Origin of the sequence: Spiroplasma endosymbiont of Stenodema calcarata, from assembly GCF_964031205.1 — a bacterium.
GTDB lineage: Bacteria > Bacillota_I > Bacilli_A > Mycoplasmatales > Mycoplasmataceae > Spiroplasma.
Map to the genome: position 1 here is coordinate 233,853 of NZ_OZ035018.1, position 13,217 is coordinate 247,069.

Consider the following 13,217-nt stretch of genomic DNA (forward strand, 5'->3'; position numbering starts at 1 on the left):
GATTATGAAGTTAATTGTGGGTTTGGGTAATCCAGGCGAGGAATATATTTATACCAGACATAACATTGGATTTTTAGCAGTTAATAAATTAGTTAGTAAGTTTAATTTATTAAAGCCTAGAAATGTTTTTAATGCTTTTGTCTGAGAAACAACAATTAACAACGAAAAAATTATTTTTTGTCAGCCCCAAACTTATATGAATTTAAGTGGTGAATCAGTTTTATTAATTAAACAATTTTATAAATTAACATTAGAAGATATTATTGTAATTTATGATGACAAAGATCTTGCTTTTAATGTTCTAAAATTAAAAAAGAATGGTTCAAGTGCCGGGCATAATGGAATTAAGGATCTAATTCAGAAATTAGGCGGTGAAAATTTTTATCGCATTAAATTAGGGATTGGTAATCATCCTCAAATTCCACTTCGTAATTGAGTGTTAGGAAAATTTTCTGCTGACCAGTTGGTAGTTATTAATAATGATTTATTAGAAAGAGTTTATCAAATTGTTTCGCAATATTTACTACAGGGTGATAGTTTTGATAAGTTAATGAGTCTTTACAATGGTAAATAAAATTAAACAATATAGTTTTAAAAGCGACCAACCAAAACTTTATTTGATTCCGACACCAATTGGTAATTTGCAGGAAATGCCACCGCGGGCAATTGAAATTATTAAAAATAATGTCCAAAAAATTTATTGTGAAGATACTCGTAATACTTTGAAATTATTAAATTATTTTAATTTAAGGAAAAAATTAATTTCATTCAATAAAGAAAATGAAAGAATACGTTTTACGGAAATGATTAGTGATTTAAGAGCTAATATATCAATTGCAATTATTAGCGATGCGGGTTATCCTTTAATTAGCGACCCAGGTTATTATGCGGTTAATAAAATTTTAACAGAGTATCCTTATGATGTTGTTTCAATTAGTGGGGCGAATGCTGCCTTAAATGCCCTTGTTAGTTCGGGATTGAATCCTCAACATTTTCTATTTTTTGGGTTTTTAGATAAAGTTAAAACAAAAAAAATTGCGCAATTAGAAAAGCTAGTAATGCTCCCGTACCCAATTATTTTTTATGAAGCACCACACCGTATTTTGGGAACATTAAAATTAATTTTGACAGTGCTGGGAAATCGTAAAATTGCCGTTGGGAAGGAACTTACCAAAATTCATGAACAGTGATATCGTGGTCTTTGTGAAGAAGTATTAACTTTTTTAACAGCAGAAGAACATGTTGCCGTGGGGGAATATGTTATTGTGGTTGATGGTGTTACTGCTCCTTTACAAGTAGTTGTTGCGGATAATATTTTAATTGCTGAAATTGATCAATTAATTAAAAGCAAAAATTATCGGGTTAAACAAGCAATTGATCTTGTAGCTAATAAATATCAGATTAGTAAAAATGTATTATATAATAAATATCATCATCAAGAGGAGTAATATGGTAAAATCAAAACAAACAAAAAATTTAATTTATTGTAGTATTCTCTTTGGTTTGGAAGTTATTATTTTAGCTTTAACCTATTTTTATAATTTGCTGCGGTATGAATTAAATTGATTAAGTTATTCGTGATATTTTATTAGTTGATGAAGTGTTCAAACTGATTTATTAATTTTATTATTTGCATTAGGTGGTTTAATTTATTTTAATAATCAAAGAAATTGCCATTTTATTACTAATCAGTTTTTTGTATTATATATTGTTTTTGCTGCGGTATTAACTTTTTTATTTTTTACAATTGGTAGTGTTGTTGGATTTATTACCGGCCAAAAATTCACCGCCAGTTGAAGTAATAAAACAATTTATTGGCTTAGCACTGTTGTGCAACATTGACTTTGTCCAGTTATTTTTATTATTTATTTTTGTTTTATTTTTGATAAGAAATTAATTAATCATAAATACTTTTATGTCAGAAAATTATATAAGTTTTATTTTCATCCATTTGTTTATACAATTTTTATTGCATTACGGCAAATAATATTGTTATTAATACCGGTTGATGAAAAATTGTGAAATTATAGTGCTCCTGCTCAAAACTATTATACCCCATATTTTTTTCAAGATTTTCGGGAACCAGAATATTATATTTTGTATTTAATTGTCTTGAGTTTAATTATTTTCTTATTAGTTTCGATGGTTGTTAGTTTAAATAATATTTTAGTTAACCGACAAAAAATTAAAGAAAATCAAGAAAAGATGAATTAAAATAACATAAATTTTTATTTTACGGTAAAATTGTATTACATAGTAATTTATAGAAATAGAGGGATCTAAAATTATGACAGAACAAAATAATTTTTGAACAGACGTTGAAAAAGGAATGATGGAGTATTTAACGAAGTATATTAATCTTTTTGAAAATGACTATCAAAAAGATACCGCAGAAAAAAATCCAAAAGTTGAAGCATTTTTAGCAGGGGCGAAATTTAAAACTAATTTTGAAGATTTATTTAATTTTGTTAAAACAGAAATTAAGCCTTTATTTGATGATATTAGAAATGAATATTTGCAAGATAAAAAACCAGAAGAAGTTGATCAAAAAAAAGTAACAACATTAATTGAAGTAAGTAAATTATTTAATGCTATTATTCCATTACCCCGTTTTTTAAATGATTTTATGACGAGTGCTAAAGAATCAAGTCCAGTTGATTTAAATAAACTTTTTGTTGATATGATGAAAGTGGAAATTGTTGAATTAACAAAAATTTATGATGAAGAAATCAAAGGTCTAGATGTAGCTTTTGATAAATGCTTGGAAGATATTAATCAAGCAAGCGACGCGTTAGAAATTTGAAATTTAGTAAATCAATTAGGATTATTTTTACAACGTGATATTCTCTTAACAGAGTTTTCAGTAGAACAAGAAGAAACTAAATTAAAAGCACAATTAGAAAACATTGATAAAATTGAAAAAGATTTTAAGGATGGAAAAATTAAATTACCAGAATTTAACAAAGAAAAAATTGTTAAAGAAGTAGAAGCCCATCATACATTTGTTATCAATTTAACGTCAGAAAAACGATTAGAAATTGCACAGAAAACAGCAGATTATCGGAATAAAGTAGTTCCATTAGTGCAAATTATTCAGTGTTTACATGATTTATTAATGAATATTTTGACAGCAACTAATATTATTAATCCGGCAAAGCAATAAAGAAATTTATTGTTTTTTTATTTTGTAGAATAAAGGATGAAGTAGGACAAAAAAAACAACTCTTATTAAAGGGTTGTTTTTTTATTTTAAAACAATCCTTATAAGGAGGTAATGGTAATTAAACAACAAAAAATATGTGATATTAATGATTGTTATAAAAAAATATCATTTACTAATAAACAATTTGTATCAAATAGAGTTTTGTGAACTTGCGAAAAACATAGAAATTTATTGAATAGTATAAAAGATAAAAAACAAAAACAATTTTATCAAAAATTAGAAAATTCAAAAATTATCTTTGATTATGAAACTGGTTTATTAAAACTTAAATTTTATAAAACTTAATGCAGAGTGGAACGGTTTTTATAACTAAGTGTTTTTTATTCCACAGCCTGCCGAGGCAAGTACTGAAATAGTGTATGAGAAAAGATGAAAATCGGCGCTGGTTTTTATAACTAAGCGATAGTCGTGATAAGTCCAGGGCTAATATCAAACGACAATAAAAAAAGAGATAGTGACTTAAACAATTAAATTTGCGTTTAGCATTCGGTCCTTCGTATGGATGCAAGTAGATTTAATTTCAAAAACTGAGCGTAAAATCCCAGAGCGAAAGCACAAATGGGCACGGAAGAAGGAAGACATATATGTCTGGCGTATAAACAATATAAACAATTACAATTTGTAATACTTTGTAGTTAATTAATGGAGGGTTATATGAAAAAGTTAAATAAAAAAACTATTAATAAATTAAATGAATTAATGCTTAAAAGTTATCCTGTTTCAAAAAATGAAATAACACAAGAACATTGAGCATTAGGTAAACAGAATTAGGAGGAATTAAAAATGTCATATTGTATTAGTGATTACTTAAATGAAAAATGAATTAATAATAAAGCATTAAAAATTAGTGATAAAAGTATTATTTATTCAGACATTGAGTGTGATGATAATTATTGATTATTACATTTATATCTTGAATTTGATAATAAACATTCAAATATAGGTTATGTTTCATTGCCAGTAGATTTTGACTTGAATTTGAAATGATATGAAATTGATGAAGTTAAAGGTTTAATTAGTGATTATTTAGAAGATGAAGAAATAGATTATGAGGTGATAAATTATGAATAAAAGATACTTATTAATTATTAAAAATGAATATTTAACTACATATTCATTTTATACATTAGAAGAAGCAAAAATAACTGCTAAAAATGAAAAATATTATCAAACAGTAATTATTGATTTAGAAAACGAAGTATATTCTGATATAGAAAAATTAAAAATTATGGATCCTAAAAGATATAACGAATTATTTAATAAAGGAGATAAATAATATGGAATTAAAAGATATATTAAATGAAATGTTCGATAATCACCCTGAAGTTGCTCAAAATTATGGTCCAGCAATTATGGAACGATATGAAATTGAAGTTGAAAATAAAAAATTAACACCAGAACAAATAAATAATCTTACATATATATATTTTACAAAACCAAAAAATAATTATATTGGAAATGAGAATAAATAATGAAAATGTCAGATTGAAATTTGTGTCAGAAGGGAATTATTTAATATGGAATATTACTATTATTGCGAAAGTTCATATTGTAAAAAACAATATCCAGAAAATGAATTTTTATTATGTATACATAAAGATAATAACGATGATGATTATGGTTATGATTGTGAAAAATACATTTGTAAAAATTGTCAAAAAATTAGTTTAATGTGTAAAGAACATAATGAAGGAGATAAAACAATTAATGAAAAAAATGAATATATAAATTTTTTAGAAAATAGACCTGAAAATCACGATTGCAAGCACTGCCCTAACAAAGAGAAATTATTTAAAGAAGATTTTAATATGCAAGAATTTTGTGATAAGGGAAAATCTGTTGAATTACATAAAAAAGAATGTTGAGATAATAATGTTTATTGATTTCAAAGATATTATCTAAAAGATAATTCAAAATATGACAATTTACCTAGTAAGGAGGAATTAAAATAGAAATACATTATATTATTGGGTGGTTAAGTACTATTTTATCAGTTTCTTATTTAATACCACAATCTTTGAAAACAATTATTAAAAAAGATACAACAAGTATATCATTATTAATGTTAATTTTATATTTAATTGGAAATATTAGTTGAATTACTTATGGTTTTATATTATGTCCAATTAATTTAGTACTTATAGTTTCTAATTTATTACAGTTTATTTTTGCAAATATTATATTACTAATAAAAATAAAAAATATAAAAAATAAAATTGATAATTTTAATTTTAAAAAGAAAGGATGATAAATAATGAATAATATAGTGCAAAATGTAGTATTCCCTTTTGTAATTAAGGGTGATGATTTTAAAGAATTAAGTTTGAAAGCAATTCAAATTAAAAAGTGAATTGATAATAATAGTAATGAATTAGTTGAATTTATATATCGTCATCGTAATCAATATAATACTACTGGTTATAAAGATGTACATTTAAAAGATATTCCAAGCACTTTAAGTAAAGTTGATATTGTATTTAAAGAGCCACTAGATTTAATTAAAGTATTTAAAGATGATTTAAATCGTATTCATAATAATATTATTAATTTTGAAAATTCGGTTAAAAATAATAAAATTGAAATTAAAAATAATATTAATCAGGTGCCAATTCAAAAACAAAATGAATTTTTTAGAGAACAAGAATTAAAAAAACAAGAATTAATTGAGCAAGCTAATAATCTAAATACAAATATGGGTTTAGATTTAGATCAAATAAAAGATGAGCAAGTTCGTGTAATGGAAGAAATTGAGCAACTTGATAAATCACTTGAGGTAAAACCATTAAAAAAAGTTGGTATTAATATTATTAAAGATAAATTATTAGTAAAAGATATTGAAATATTAGGTATTAATGATGATTTTTTACAAAAAGCAGATAGATTAGAACTTATTTCTTTTATTAAAGGTTATCTTTTAATAGATGAAAAAGTAGTTAAAAATGAAATTAAAGAACAATGAGATAGTAATGCAGATATGAATGCTATTGGAGTTAAAGGTATTAATTTTAAAATAAATAAAGGAGAAAAATAATATGGCAAATGAATTACAACAATATATTAATGGTGCAATAGTTAAATATGAATTAAAAGTTAATGATAAATATTTAAAAGAAAATATTTTAGCATTAGAAGAATTAAAAATGAAAAATGGTAATAGTTATATGTCATTAGTTTCTAATGCAGATAATGCAAAAATTACAGCATTAGGAATTATTAAATTAAGTAATAAAGGATTAATTTTTAGTAAAGATTTTAATATTATTCCATTTAAAAATAAATTAACAACTATTATTGATAGTAAAGTTTATTGTAAAAAAATTGAAGAAAATGGTTATAGTCCAAGAAAAGCAATTATATTTAAAGGTGAAAAATTTGAATGAGATACTATAAATTCTTGCCCTAAAATGCATGAAATTAATTTTAATGCAAATACTAGTGATTATAATGAAATTATTGGTGCTTATGCTTTTGCAAAAGATAAAAATGGGAATTATCAAGGTATTTTATTAAGAAAAGCAGATATTGATCGTTTAAAAAATAGTAGTCCATCAGGCAATGGGCAATATAGTCCATGAGTAAATTGACCAAAAGAAATGGTTGAAGCAAAATTATATCGTAAATTAGCATTAGAAATGGGTATTGATATTTCAGATATTGATTTAGATGAAAAAGAAATTAAAGAAGATGGTAATTTTGAATATATATCTTTTAATGATAGTACTGTCGCCAAAAATCAGGGGCAGATGAGCGATGAACCCTTATCTAACAATATAAATTATACCCCATCATATAAAAAAATAGCAGACACAAATGATAATGTAGTTAAAGAAGAAGATATTTCAAATGTAATACCAGTATTTAATAATAATGATGAGGAATGAGCAAGATGGGAATAAAAATAGGTATTGACCCATCAGGAACTGGTACTACTGCTATTACTGTGTATGAAAATAATATTTTAAAACAACAAATTATTTATACAGATAAATACTGATTAAATCATGCAAAATATATACTTGGTTTTCTAATTGATTTTGATCTTATTGAAGAAGATTGTTTTCTTTTTATAGAAAATTGTTTATATACAACTGCTAATGCTAGTAAAGATAGAGATCACTTATTAAAGTTATTGGGTGCAATTGAAAATGACCGTTATGAAGTTATTAATTGAATATCACCAAAATATACTAAATCAGTTGTTAAAAATATAGAAAATTTAAGTAAATATAATGACGGTTGTTTATGAAAATATGAAAAAGATACTAATTTAACTTATCAATATGGTAAAGGTTGAAAATATAATAATGAAAAAATAAGTAATCATTTACGAGACGCAATTATTATTGCTAATTATGAAGGTAAATAATGAAACCTAAAAAACAACAAGTTATTATTAGGAATGTTAATGTTTATCTTAATAAAGAACAAGAAAAAATATGAAATGAATTACCTAGTTTATATACTCATAGCCAACGAGTACAGCATTTTATAAATTATTATATTGTAAATGAAAGGAAAAAAGATAATGAATAAATTAGAAATTAAACATAAACGAACAAATGAAATTATTATGACAATAGAATATAAAAATTCAATTAGTGAAGCAAACCTTCGTGGAACAGACCTTCGTTGAGCAGACCTTAGTAAAGCAAACCTTCGTTGAGCAGACCTTAGTAAAGCAAAAAATATCAATTACGATTATTTAATTGGAGCCAATACCTGTGTTAAAAAAAATGATAAATTAAAAAAGGTAAAAGCTAGTGAATAACTATATATTATGTTATCGATCTGAACAAGGTAATCGACCATGTAAAAACTATCGTGGGGAATATATAACTGGAATTGATAAAGAAGATGTTGATATTAAATCTACCGAATATTGAGAATACTATAAAAGTACTTATGGAGCAGAAAACTTAATTATATTACAAAATAAAAAATAACCTTAATTGGTTATTTTTTTATTTTCAGTCCTGCTACTTTATGTGCTTTATGAGTAATATCTCGTTTTGCTGATTTATGTTGTAAAGTTGCTTCAATTAATTCTTCATTATCATATTTTTCTAAATTAGAAATTACTAATTTTAAATCATTAATATCTGTTTCAACACGAGAAATATTTTGAGTTCCAACACCACCAAAATGATTTTTAATATCATTCATTACTAACACAATACTTTCAAAAACATCTTTAATTTCTGTAAAGATTTTTTCTTCAGTTTTTTCACGGAAATCATCTGTAATTCGTTCTGCTTTTTTAGAAGCTGTTTTATTACTAATTAATTTTGTTAAAAATGTAATTAATAAACTAGCAACAACCCCACCTACTACAGAAGCAACAATTACAATAATACCAATTGTTGATGTAAGCATAAATTGCCACCTTTCTATTTATCTATATTTTTGCCTTAAGACAATATAATTATAACAAAGGATTGTTTAATTTAATATAGCAAATATCACAAACTACTTTTTTAAAAAATAATCTAAATTGACCTTTAATTAAAGTAGTATTACAATTACTACATTTTTCCATTATTTCATCCTTTTTTACTACAATATTGATTTCAACTTTCAACTTGATCTTCAGTTTGTTTACAATTATGACAAATATTAACATTATGTTTTTTAAGATAATTACGAAATATTAATCAACCAAATAATATTAAATATAATAAATAACTTGGTGTTTTATATACTTGTTCTAAACATTTACCAACCGGTAATTTAACTGCTGGTATTTTAGGAATTTTAGTCGTTAATCATGCAGTGCCATGTAAAATTGGATAAGATATAGCAATACCAGCATATCCAAAAAATCCACCATCAGTAATATCATGCTGTCCAAACATAAATTCTTTAACTGGGTCTAAACTTGAAATTCAATTAAAATGTAAACTAGTAAAAAATAATACATATAAACTTAAAAATGGAGTATGATATAAAATTGACATTGCATTATAACGCATAATATAGGCTTTCTTAATATGAAATGGATATTTATCATATTTTAAAAACTTACGATTTTTTCAAGATTTAAAACTTTGACTTGGATTTCTTTGTTCAAATCCTAATCTTTGTCAATAAGTACCATTATCATTTTTAATTGTAATATTTTTTTGATTCATAATTTATTCCCAACTTTCAATTTTAATATCTTGAATATTGACAATAATATTACTATCTAATGTTATAATAGCAGTTTCCAATTTAGCTAACTCAATTTTTAAATTAAAAAAAGCACTATCATTACCTATTAACAACGGTAAATTATATTTACCACTACTTTCATTTAAAAGTAATTCTAGCCAACCACTCCAAACTTCTTTTCCTACACTGCCACCTTTAATTCTTATTCTGATAATTTTATCTTTAAAATCATAACTAAAAATATATGATTTAGAAGAATTAGGATTAAAATCAGGTGTATCTACTTTAATTCATTTTTTTATTTCGTTTTTAAGAGCATAATTATCTGAAACTGATCATATACCATTTTTATTAATAATTGATTCATTATCAAACGGAACTGATAATTCATTATTAGCATTATAAATAATACTTTTATTATCAATTTTAATTTTAATATTAGGATTAACTACTAAATTTAATTTTTGTGGAATACCATCTAATCGATTAATAAAATTAATTAAAATTGAATTATCACTTGAAGTAATATTAAAATTAGCAATATAATTATTTCTTACTCAATCAAAACTAGCATAGCCACTACCTTCATCAAATTCATATCTTCATCCATTACTAAATCAAGATTTATCTTTTTCTTTTAAATTAGCAAAACGAATATTTTCATATAATCCAGCATTAATTAATATTTTTTGAACTTCATCAGGAACAAATTGCATATCTTGCGGAGTATTAATATTATATGACTGACTACCTTGTGAAAATGTTGTTGCTTGTAAAAGATATTCAGTACCTTTTGATAATCAATGTAATGTATATATAGCAGTTGCTCATTTAACACCAATTTGTTGTTCTTCTGTTAAATTATTTATATTATCTGCATAACCAATAAAACCACCAGTTCAATCATTAATTTTAACAGAACTTAAATTAATTGCTTTTGTAATTCATTCATCACTATAAGTTTGTTGATTATCTTCAAAATCTTTTGTTCAAAAACCAGATTCTTTTAATTCTTGAATTGTAATATACATTCATTTATTAATTATATCTTTTAATTCTATTGCCATTGTCTATCTCTCCTTACATATTTAATATTTTTTTGTAATTTTTTAGATTCAATTTTAAAAGTTCTTAATAATTTTTGTGTTTTTCTAGTCTTATTAACAAACTTAATTGGTTTACTGGTATTTGCAAATTGAGATAAATATTCTTTTCTTTTATTTTTAAATTGTTGCCCTTGATTTTTTTTCCATTGATAAGTACCAATTTCACGAACTGTTCTTCTTTTATCACGACCAATATTACGATAAAAATTTTGTTCAAGTTTTCTTATATATTTTCTTAAATCATCAATATCTTTTGCATTTATAAAGTTTTTTGATATTTTTCCATAATAAATACCTTTATTTTTCAAATTATCTTTAATATTTTTACGAATCATACTTGGTAATCATACTCTTAATCAAATTCGCCAAAATAAAGTCCCTGCATTCGCATTAGCATTTTTTATTGCTAATCAAATATCAGCTGGCATTGAAGGATAAGTATAAGGTCCATATACTTTTACCTTTGATTGAAATAAAAATATTGCATTACCAGTATTAGTAATTTTATTAGTTAATTCAAATTTACCATATTTAATTCAACTAGATTGAATATTAACTCATTCTTTCGAATCTTGATATTGTTCATTAAATAAATTTTTCCCTTGTTCTAAACTTCTTTTTTCTATTTTATCTAATAAAGAATTAATTTCTTGTTTTGTTGCCTTTTTTAAATATTGCTTTAATTTTGTCGAAAACTCTTGATGAAATAAAAAAAATCATCAATATGACAATTTGAAAACTAATTTTGTGTAAGATTATGATTTTGCTTTAAATTTTTTAAACATTAAAATATAATACCGTTGATTGTTGTTTTGGTGTTAAACCTTTATGTTGGTATTTTCATTTTCATAGATTTAAATAATTTTGAATATTAGTGAAACCCAAACCATGATAATGAATTAAGGCTTCTTTAAGACTGGATTGTAATTTACTAATCTTATTTAACTTTCGATAACTAGTATCAGGGTTTGTACTAGTTTTGGTAGAATATAGAGTAGAATTTGTTTGTTTTGCTACTAATAAATATAATGGTTGCATGTCAGAAATAATTATTGATTTTTCTTTAATTAATTGCTTATTCATATTTTCAATAATTCATTGTTTTTGTAATCGTTTGGTATTGGTGGATTGAACAAAAATATTATTATTGCTATCAACTACCATTTGAATACAGCATTTGGTATTAGTTGAAAATGGATCAAGATGAGTTTTTCGTTTATCAAATTTATCTTTAAAATTACCTTTATGGATTTCTTTAATAAAAGTTTCATCAATTTGGATTTGACCATTTAATTTTTTAAATTTTAATTGAGTATTTTCTAATTGTTTTGATTGCATTAATTTTTGACGATTATATCAAGCAGTTTTTGGTGTTGTTTTAATAAAACGGGAAATTATTTTACTAGATTGTCCTAATAATGAAATTTGAATTAATAAATTTCACTGTTCATAATTTAAATGACTTCAATAAGTAAAATGATGACGAAAAGCATCAAAACTAGCACGACATTTTTTACATAAATATTTTTGTTTTCCTTCGGGATTATGACCATTTTTAACACAATGATAAGATTTACAATCAGGACATATAATGCCTTTATCTCTAAATTTTTGATCAATTTCATTTAAACGTTTTTGTTTTTTGATTACTTCTGCTTCTTTTTTTATTTTTTCAGCAAATTCTAAAAATTGATCATCTGTAAAACTGTTTTTTAATTCTGTAATTATTTTTTCCATCAATTATTTACCTCTATATATTAAAAATATACCTAAAATTAGATATATTCTATAAATATCAAGAGTTTTCGACAAAATTAAAGAAATATTGTAAAATCTTTTGTGGATCTGTTCAATTATATAATTTTTTAAATTGAGATACTTCTTTTTTAATAATTCCATATTTTTCCAAATCAGTTTTTAATAATTCACCAACAGTTGTATCTTGTAAAGCACCAGATAATAATCTTATTAATCGTAACATTAAACAAGAAAAGGTAGTTTCCTACCTGCCTTCCTAATAAATATTTGTTGGATACTTAGAACTAATAATTCCTGAAGGTTTTGATTTATCTTCATTTGTTAAAGTATATTCCATTTGTTCTTCAACAGTTTTATTTTCTTTTTGTAAACTTCATTGTTGATTTGAATTATTAATTTGTTTTATTTGATTATTTTCAAATAAATTTGATTTAATTGTTTGTGACATAACTATTCTCCTTTATTTTATTAATTTAACAACATAATAATTATTAACTACTTTTTTGTAGCACTTGGCATTTGAATATTAATATCATTTGCTGAATTACCTACTAATCAATTTTTACCATTTAAAGAAATTATAACCTGAGTTGGTACTGACATATCATATCTTGCTTTTGTATTAAAATCAGGGTTTTTAATGACAATTTCAAAATCATTTTCTGTTATAGTTTCTTGTAAGTCATCATCAATACCTTTTATAATTTGAGGTTGTAATGCATTAATTAATTCATTTTTTACTACATTTTTAGGGTCGTTAACTTTAAATTCTGTTGGGTTATCAACATCACCATTAATTACATCACTTAAATTTTTTAGTGTAAATTTAGTTGCATTTATATTAACTACTTTTTGTCCCTCAGCATTATTTTTACCTTTAATATTTAAAATAAAATTATTACTATTAGCAATTAAATTAATATCATTTTTCCCCATAAAATCAGTGCTTATTTCATAGTCATTTTCTGTTAAACTATCAT

The 13,217-nt window shown here is 23.8% G+C and carries 24 protein-coding genes; 16 read left to right on the plus strand and 8 right to left on the minus strand.

All coding sequences use genetic code 4. From position 1 onward, the window contains the following. Positions 1 to 4 precede the first annotated feature (4 nt). The 16 genes from pth (at position 5) to ACQH24_RS01270 (ending at position 8,166) form a co-directional block, all read left to right on the plus strand. Positions 5 to 574, plus strand: a complete 570-nt coding sequence (gene pth / locus ACQH24_RS01195) for an aminoacyl-tRNA hydrolase (RefSeq protein ID WP_425380236.1) — start codon at positions 5 to 7, stop codon at positions 572 to 574. Next, positions 564 to 1,448: a 16S rRNA (cytidine(1402)-2'-O)-methyltransferase gene (rsmI, locus tag ACQH24_RS01200; protein ID WP_425380237.1), complete on the plus strand. Its 885-nt coding sequence runs from the start codon at positions 564 to 566 to the stop codon at positions 1,446 to 1,448. The genes pth and rsmI overlap by 11 nt, the downstream gene beginning before the upstream one ends. A 1-nt stretch (position 1,449) precedes the next feature. Beyond that, complete coding sequence (locus ACQH24_RS01205) at positions 1,450 to 2,214, plus strand: hypothetical protein (RefSeq protein ID WP_425380238.1); 765 nt, start codon at positions 1,450 to 1,452, stop codon at positions 2,212 to 2,214. 73 nt (positions 2,215 to 2,287) lie between these two features. Continuing rightward, positions 2,288 to 3,163: a hypothetical protein gene (locus ACQH24_RS01210; RefSeq protein WP_425380239.1), complete on the plus strand. Its 876-nt coding sequence runs from the start codon at positions 2,288 to 2,290 to the stop codon at positions 3,161 to 3,163. Positions 3,164 to 3,274: 111 nt separating this feature from the next. Continuing rightward, positions 3,275 to 3,508, plus strand: coding sequence for a hypothetical protein (locus tag ACQH24_RS01215; RefSeq protein WP_425379446.1), 234 nt, complete (start codon positions 3,275 to 3,277; stop codon positions 3,506 to 3,508). 498 nt (positions 3,509 to 4,006) lie between these two features. Continuing rightward, positions 4,007 to 4,294 carry a hypothetical protein gene (locus ACQH24_RS01220; protein ID WP_425380240.1) on the plus strand — a complete coding sequence of 96 codons (288 nt, stop codon included), beginning with the start codon at positions 4,007 to 4,009 and terminating at the stop codon, positions 4,292 to 4,294. After that, positions 4,287 to 4,499, plus strand: coding sequence for a hypothetical protein (locus tag ACQH24_RS01225; protein ID WP_425379444.1), 213 nt, complete (start codon positions 4,287 to 4,289; stop codon positions 4,497 to 4,499). Before ACQH24_RS01220 ends, ACQH24_RS01225 begins: the two co-directional genes overlap by 8 nt. 1 nt (position 4,500) lies before the next feature. Further along, positions 4,501 to 4,695, plus strand: coding sequence for a hypothetical protein (locus tag ACQH24_RS01230; RefSeq protein ID WP_425379946.1), 195 nt, complete (start codon positions 4,501 to 4,503; stop codon positions 4,693 to 4,695). Between the two features lie 45 nt (positions 4,696 to 4,740). After that, entirely contained in the window at positions 4,741 to 5,175 is a 435-nt protein-coding gene (locus ACQH24_RS01235) for a hypothetical protein (RefSeq protein WP_425379442.1), read from the plus strand. A gap of 53 nt (positions 5,176 to 5,228) precedes the next feature. Beyond that, positions 5,229 to 5,474 (plus strand): SemiSWEET family transporter, encoded by a 246-nt coding sequence (locus ACQH24_RS01240; protein ID WP_425380673.1) that lies wholly within the window; start codon positions 5,229 to 5,231, stop codon positions 5,472 to 5,474. A 3-nt stretch (positions 5,475 to 5,477) separates the two neighbouring features. Further along, positions 5,478 to 6,254 (plus strand): hypothetical protein, encoded by a 777-nt coding sequence (locus ACQH24_RS01245; protein WP_425380241.1) that lies wholly within the window; start codon positions 5,478 to 5,480, stop codon positions 6,252 to 6,254. A 1-nt stretch (position 6,255) separates the two neighbouring features. Continuing rightward, positions 6,256 to 7,119: a recombinase RecT gene (locus ACQH24_RS01250; protein WP_425380242.1), complete on the plus strand. Its 864-nt coding sequence runs from the start codon at positions 6,256 to 6,258 to the stop codon at positions 7,117 to 7,119. After that, the gene (locus tag ACQH24_RS01255; protein ID WP_425380243.1) at positions 7,110 to 7,589 is read left to right on the plus strand and encodes a hypothetical protein; all 480 of its coding nucleotides are present in this window, start codon (positions 7,110 to 7,112) and stop codon (positions 7,587 to 7,589) included. Before ACQH24_RS01250 ends, ACQH24_RS01255 begins: the two co-directional genes overlap by 10 nt. Beyond that, the gene (locus tag ACQH24_RS01260) at positions 7,589 to 7,756 is read left to right on the plus strand and encodes a hypothetical protein (RefSeq protein ID WP_425379990.1); all 168 of its coding nucleotides are present in this window, start codon (positions 7,589 to 7,591) and stop codon (positions 7,754 to 7,756) included. Before ACQH24_RS01255 ends, ACQH24_RS01260 begins: the two co-directional genes overlap by 1 nt. Beyond that, on the plus strand, positions 7,749 to 7,991 hold the full coding sequence (locus ACQH24_RS01265; RefSeq protein WP_425380244.1) for a pentapeptide repeat-containing protein: 243 nt from the start codon (positions 7,749 to 7,751) through the stop codon (positions 7,989 to 7,991). Before ACQH24_RS01260 ends, ACQH24_RS01265 begins: the two co-directional genes overlap by 8 nt. Further along, complete coding sequence (locus ACQH24_RS01270; RefSeq protein ID WP_425380245.1) at positions 7,984 to 8,166, plus strand: hypothetical protein; 183 nt, start codon at positions 7,984 to 7,986, stop codon at positions 8,164 to 8,166. Before ACQH24_RS01265 ends, ACQH24_RS01270 begins: the two co-directional genes overlap by 8 nt. Positions 8,167 to 8,176: 10 nt before the next feature. On the opposite strand, the gene ACQH24_RS01275 is transcribed toward ACQH24_RS01270, so the two are convergent. The 8 genes from ACQH24_RS01275 to ACQH24_RS01310 form a co-directional block, all read right to left on the minus strand. Further along, complete coding sequence (locus ACQH24_RS01275; RefSeq protein WP_425379988.1) at positions 8,177 to 8,596, minus strand: hypothetical protein; 420 nt, start codon at positions 8,594 to 8,596, stop codon at positions 8,177 to 8,179. 149 nt (positions 8,597 to 8,745) lie between these two features. Continuing rightward, a complete protein-coding gene (locus ACQH24_RS01280; protein ID WP_425380246.1) occupies positions 8,746 to 9,351 on the minus strand; it encodes a hypothetical protein in 606 nt (201 codons plus the stop codon). A 3-nt stretch (positions 9,352 to 9,354) separates the two neighbouring features. After that, entirely contained in the window at positions 9,355 to 10,440 is a 1,086-nt protein-coding gene (locus ACQH24_RS01285; RefSeq protein ID WP_425380247.1) for a hypothetical protein, read from the minus strand. Next, positions 10,431 to 11,210: a hypothetical protein gene (locus ACQH24_RS01290; RefSeq protein WP_425380248.1), complete on the minus strand. Its 780-nt coding sequence runs from the start codon at positions 11,208 to 11,210 to the stop codon at positions 10,431 to 10,433. The genes ACQH24_RS01285 and ACQH24_RS01290 overlap by 10 nt, the downstream gene beginning before the upstream one ends. Before the next feature lie 46 nt (positions 11,211 to 11,256). Next, a complete protein-coding gene (locus ACQH24_RS01295; RefSeq protein WP_425379371.1) occupies positions 11,257 to 12,216 on the minus strand; it encodes a transposase in 960 nt (319 codons plus the stop codon). A gap of 49 nt (positions 12,217 to 12,265) precedes the next feature. Continuing rightward, the gene (locus ACQH24_RS01300) at positions 12,266 to 12,460 is read right to left on the minus strand and encodes a hypothetical protein (RefSeq protein WP_425380249.1); all 195 of its coding nucleotides are present in this window, start codon (positions 12,458 to 12,460) and stop codon (positions 12,266 to 12,268) included. Positions 12,461 to 12,493: 33 nt separating this feature from the next. Then, positions 12,494 to 12,685 (minus strand): hypothetical protein, encoded by a 192-nt coding sequence (locus tag ACQH24_RS01305; protein ID WP_425380250.1) that lies wholly within the window; start codon positions 12,683 to 12,685, stop codon positions 12,494 to 12,496. Between the two features lie 47 nt (positions 12,686 to 12,732). Continuing rightward, positions 12,733 to 13,173 carry a hypothetical protein gene (locus tag ACQH24_RS01310; protein ID WP_425380251.1) on the minus strand — a complete coding sequence of 147 codons (441 nt, stop codon included), beginning with the start codon at positions 13,171 to 13,173 and terminating at the stop codon, positions 12,733 to 12,735. Positions 13,174 to 13,217: the final 44 nt, after the last annotated feature.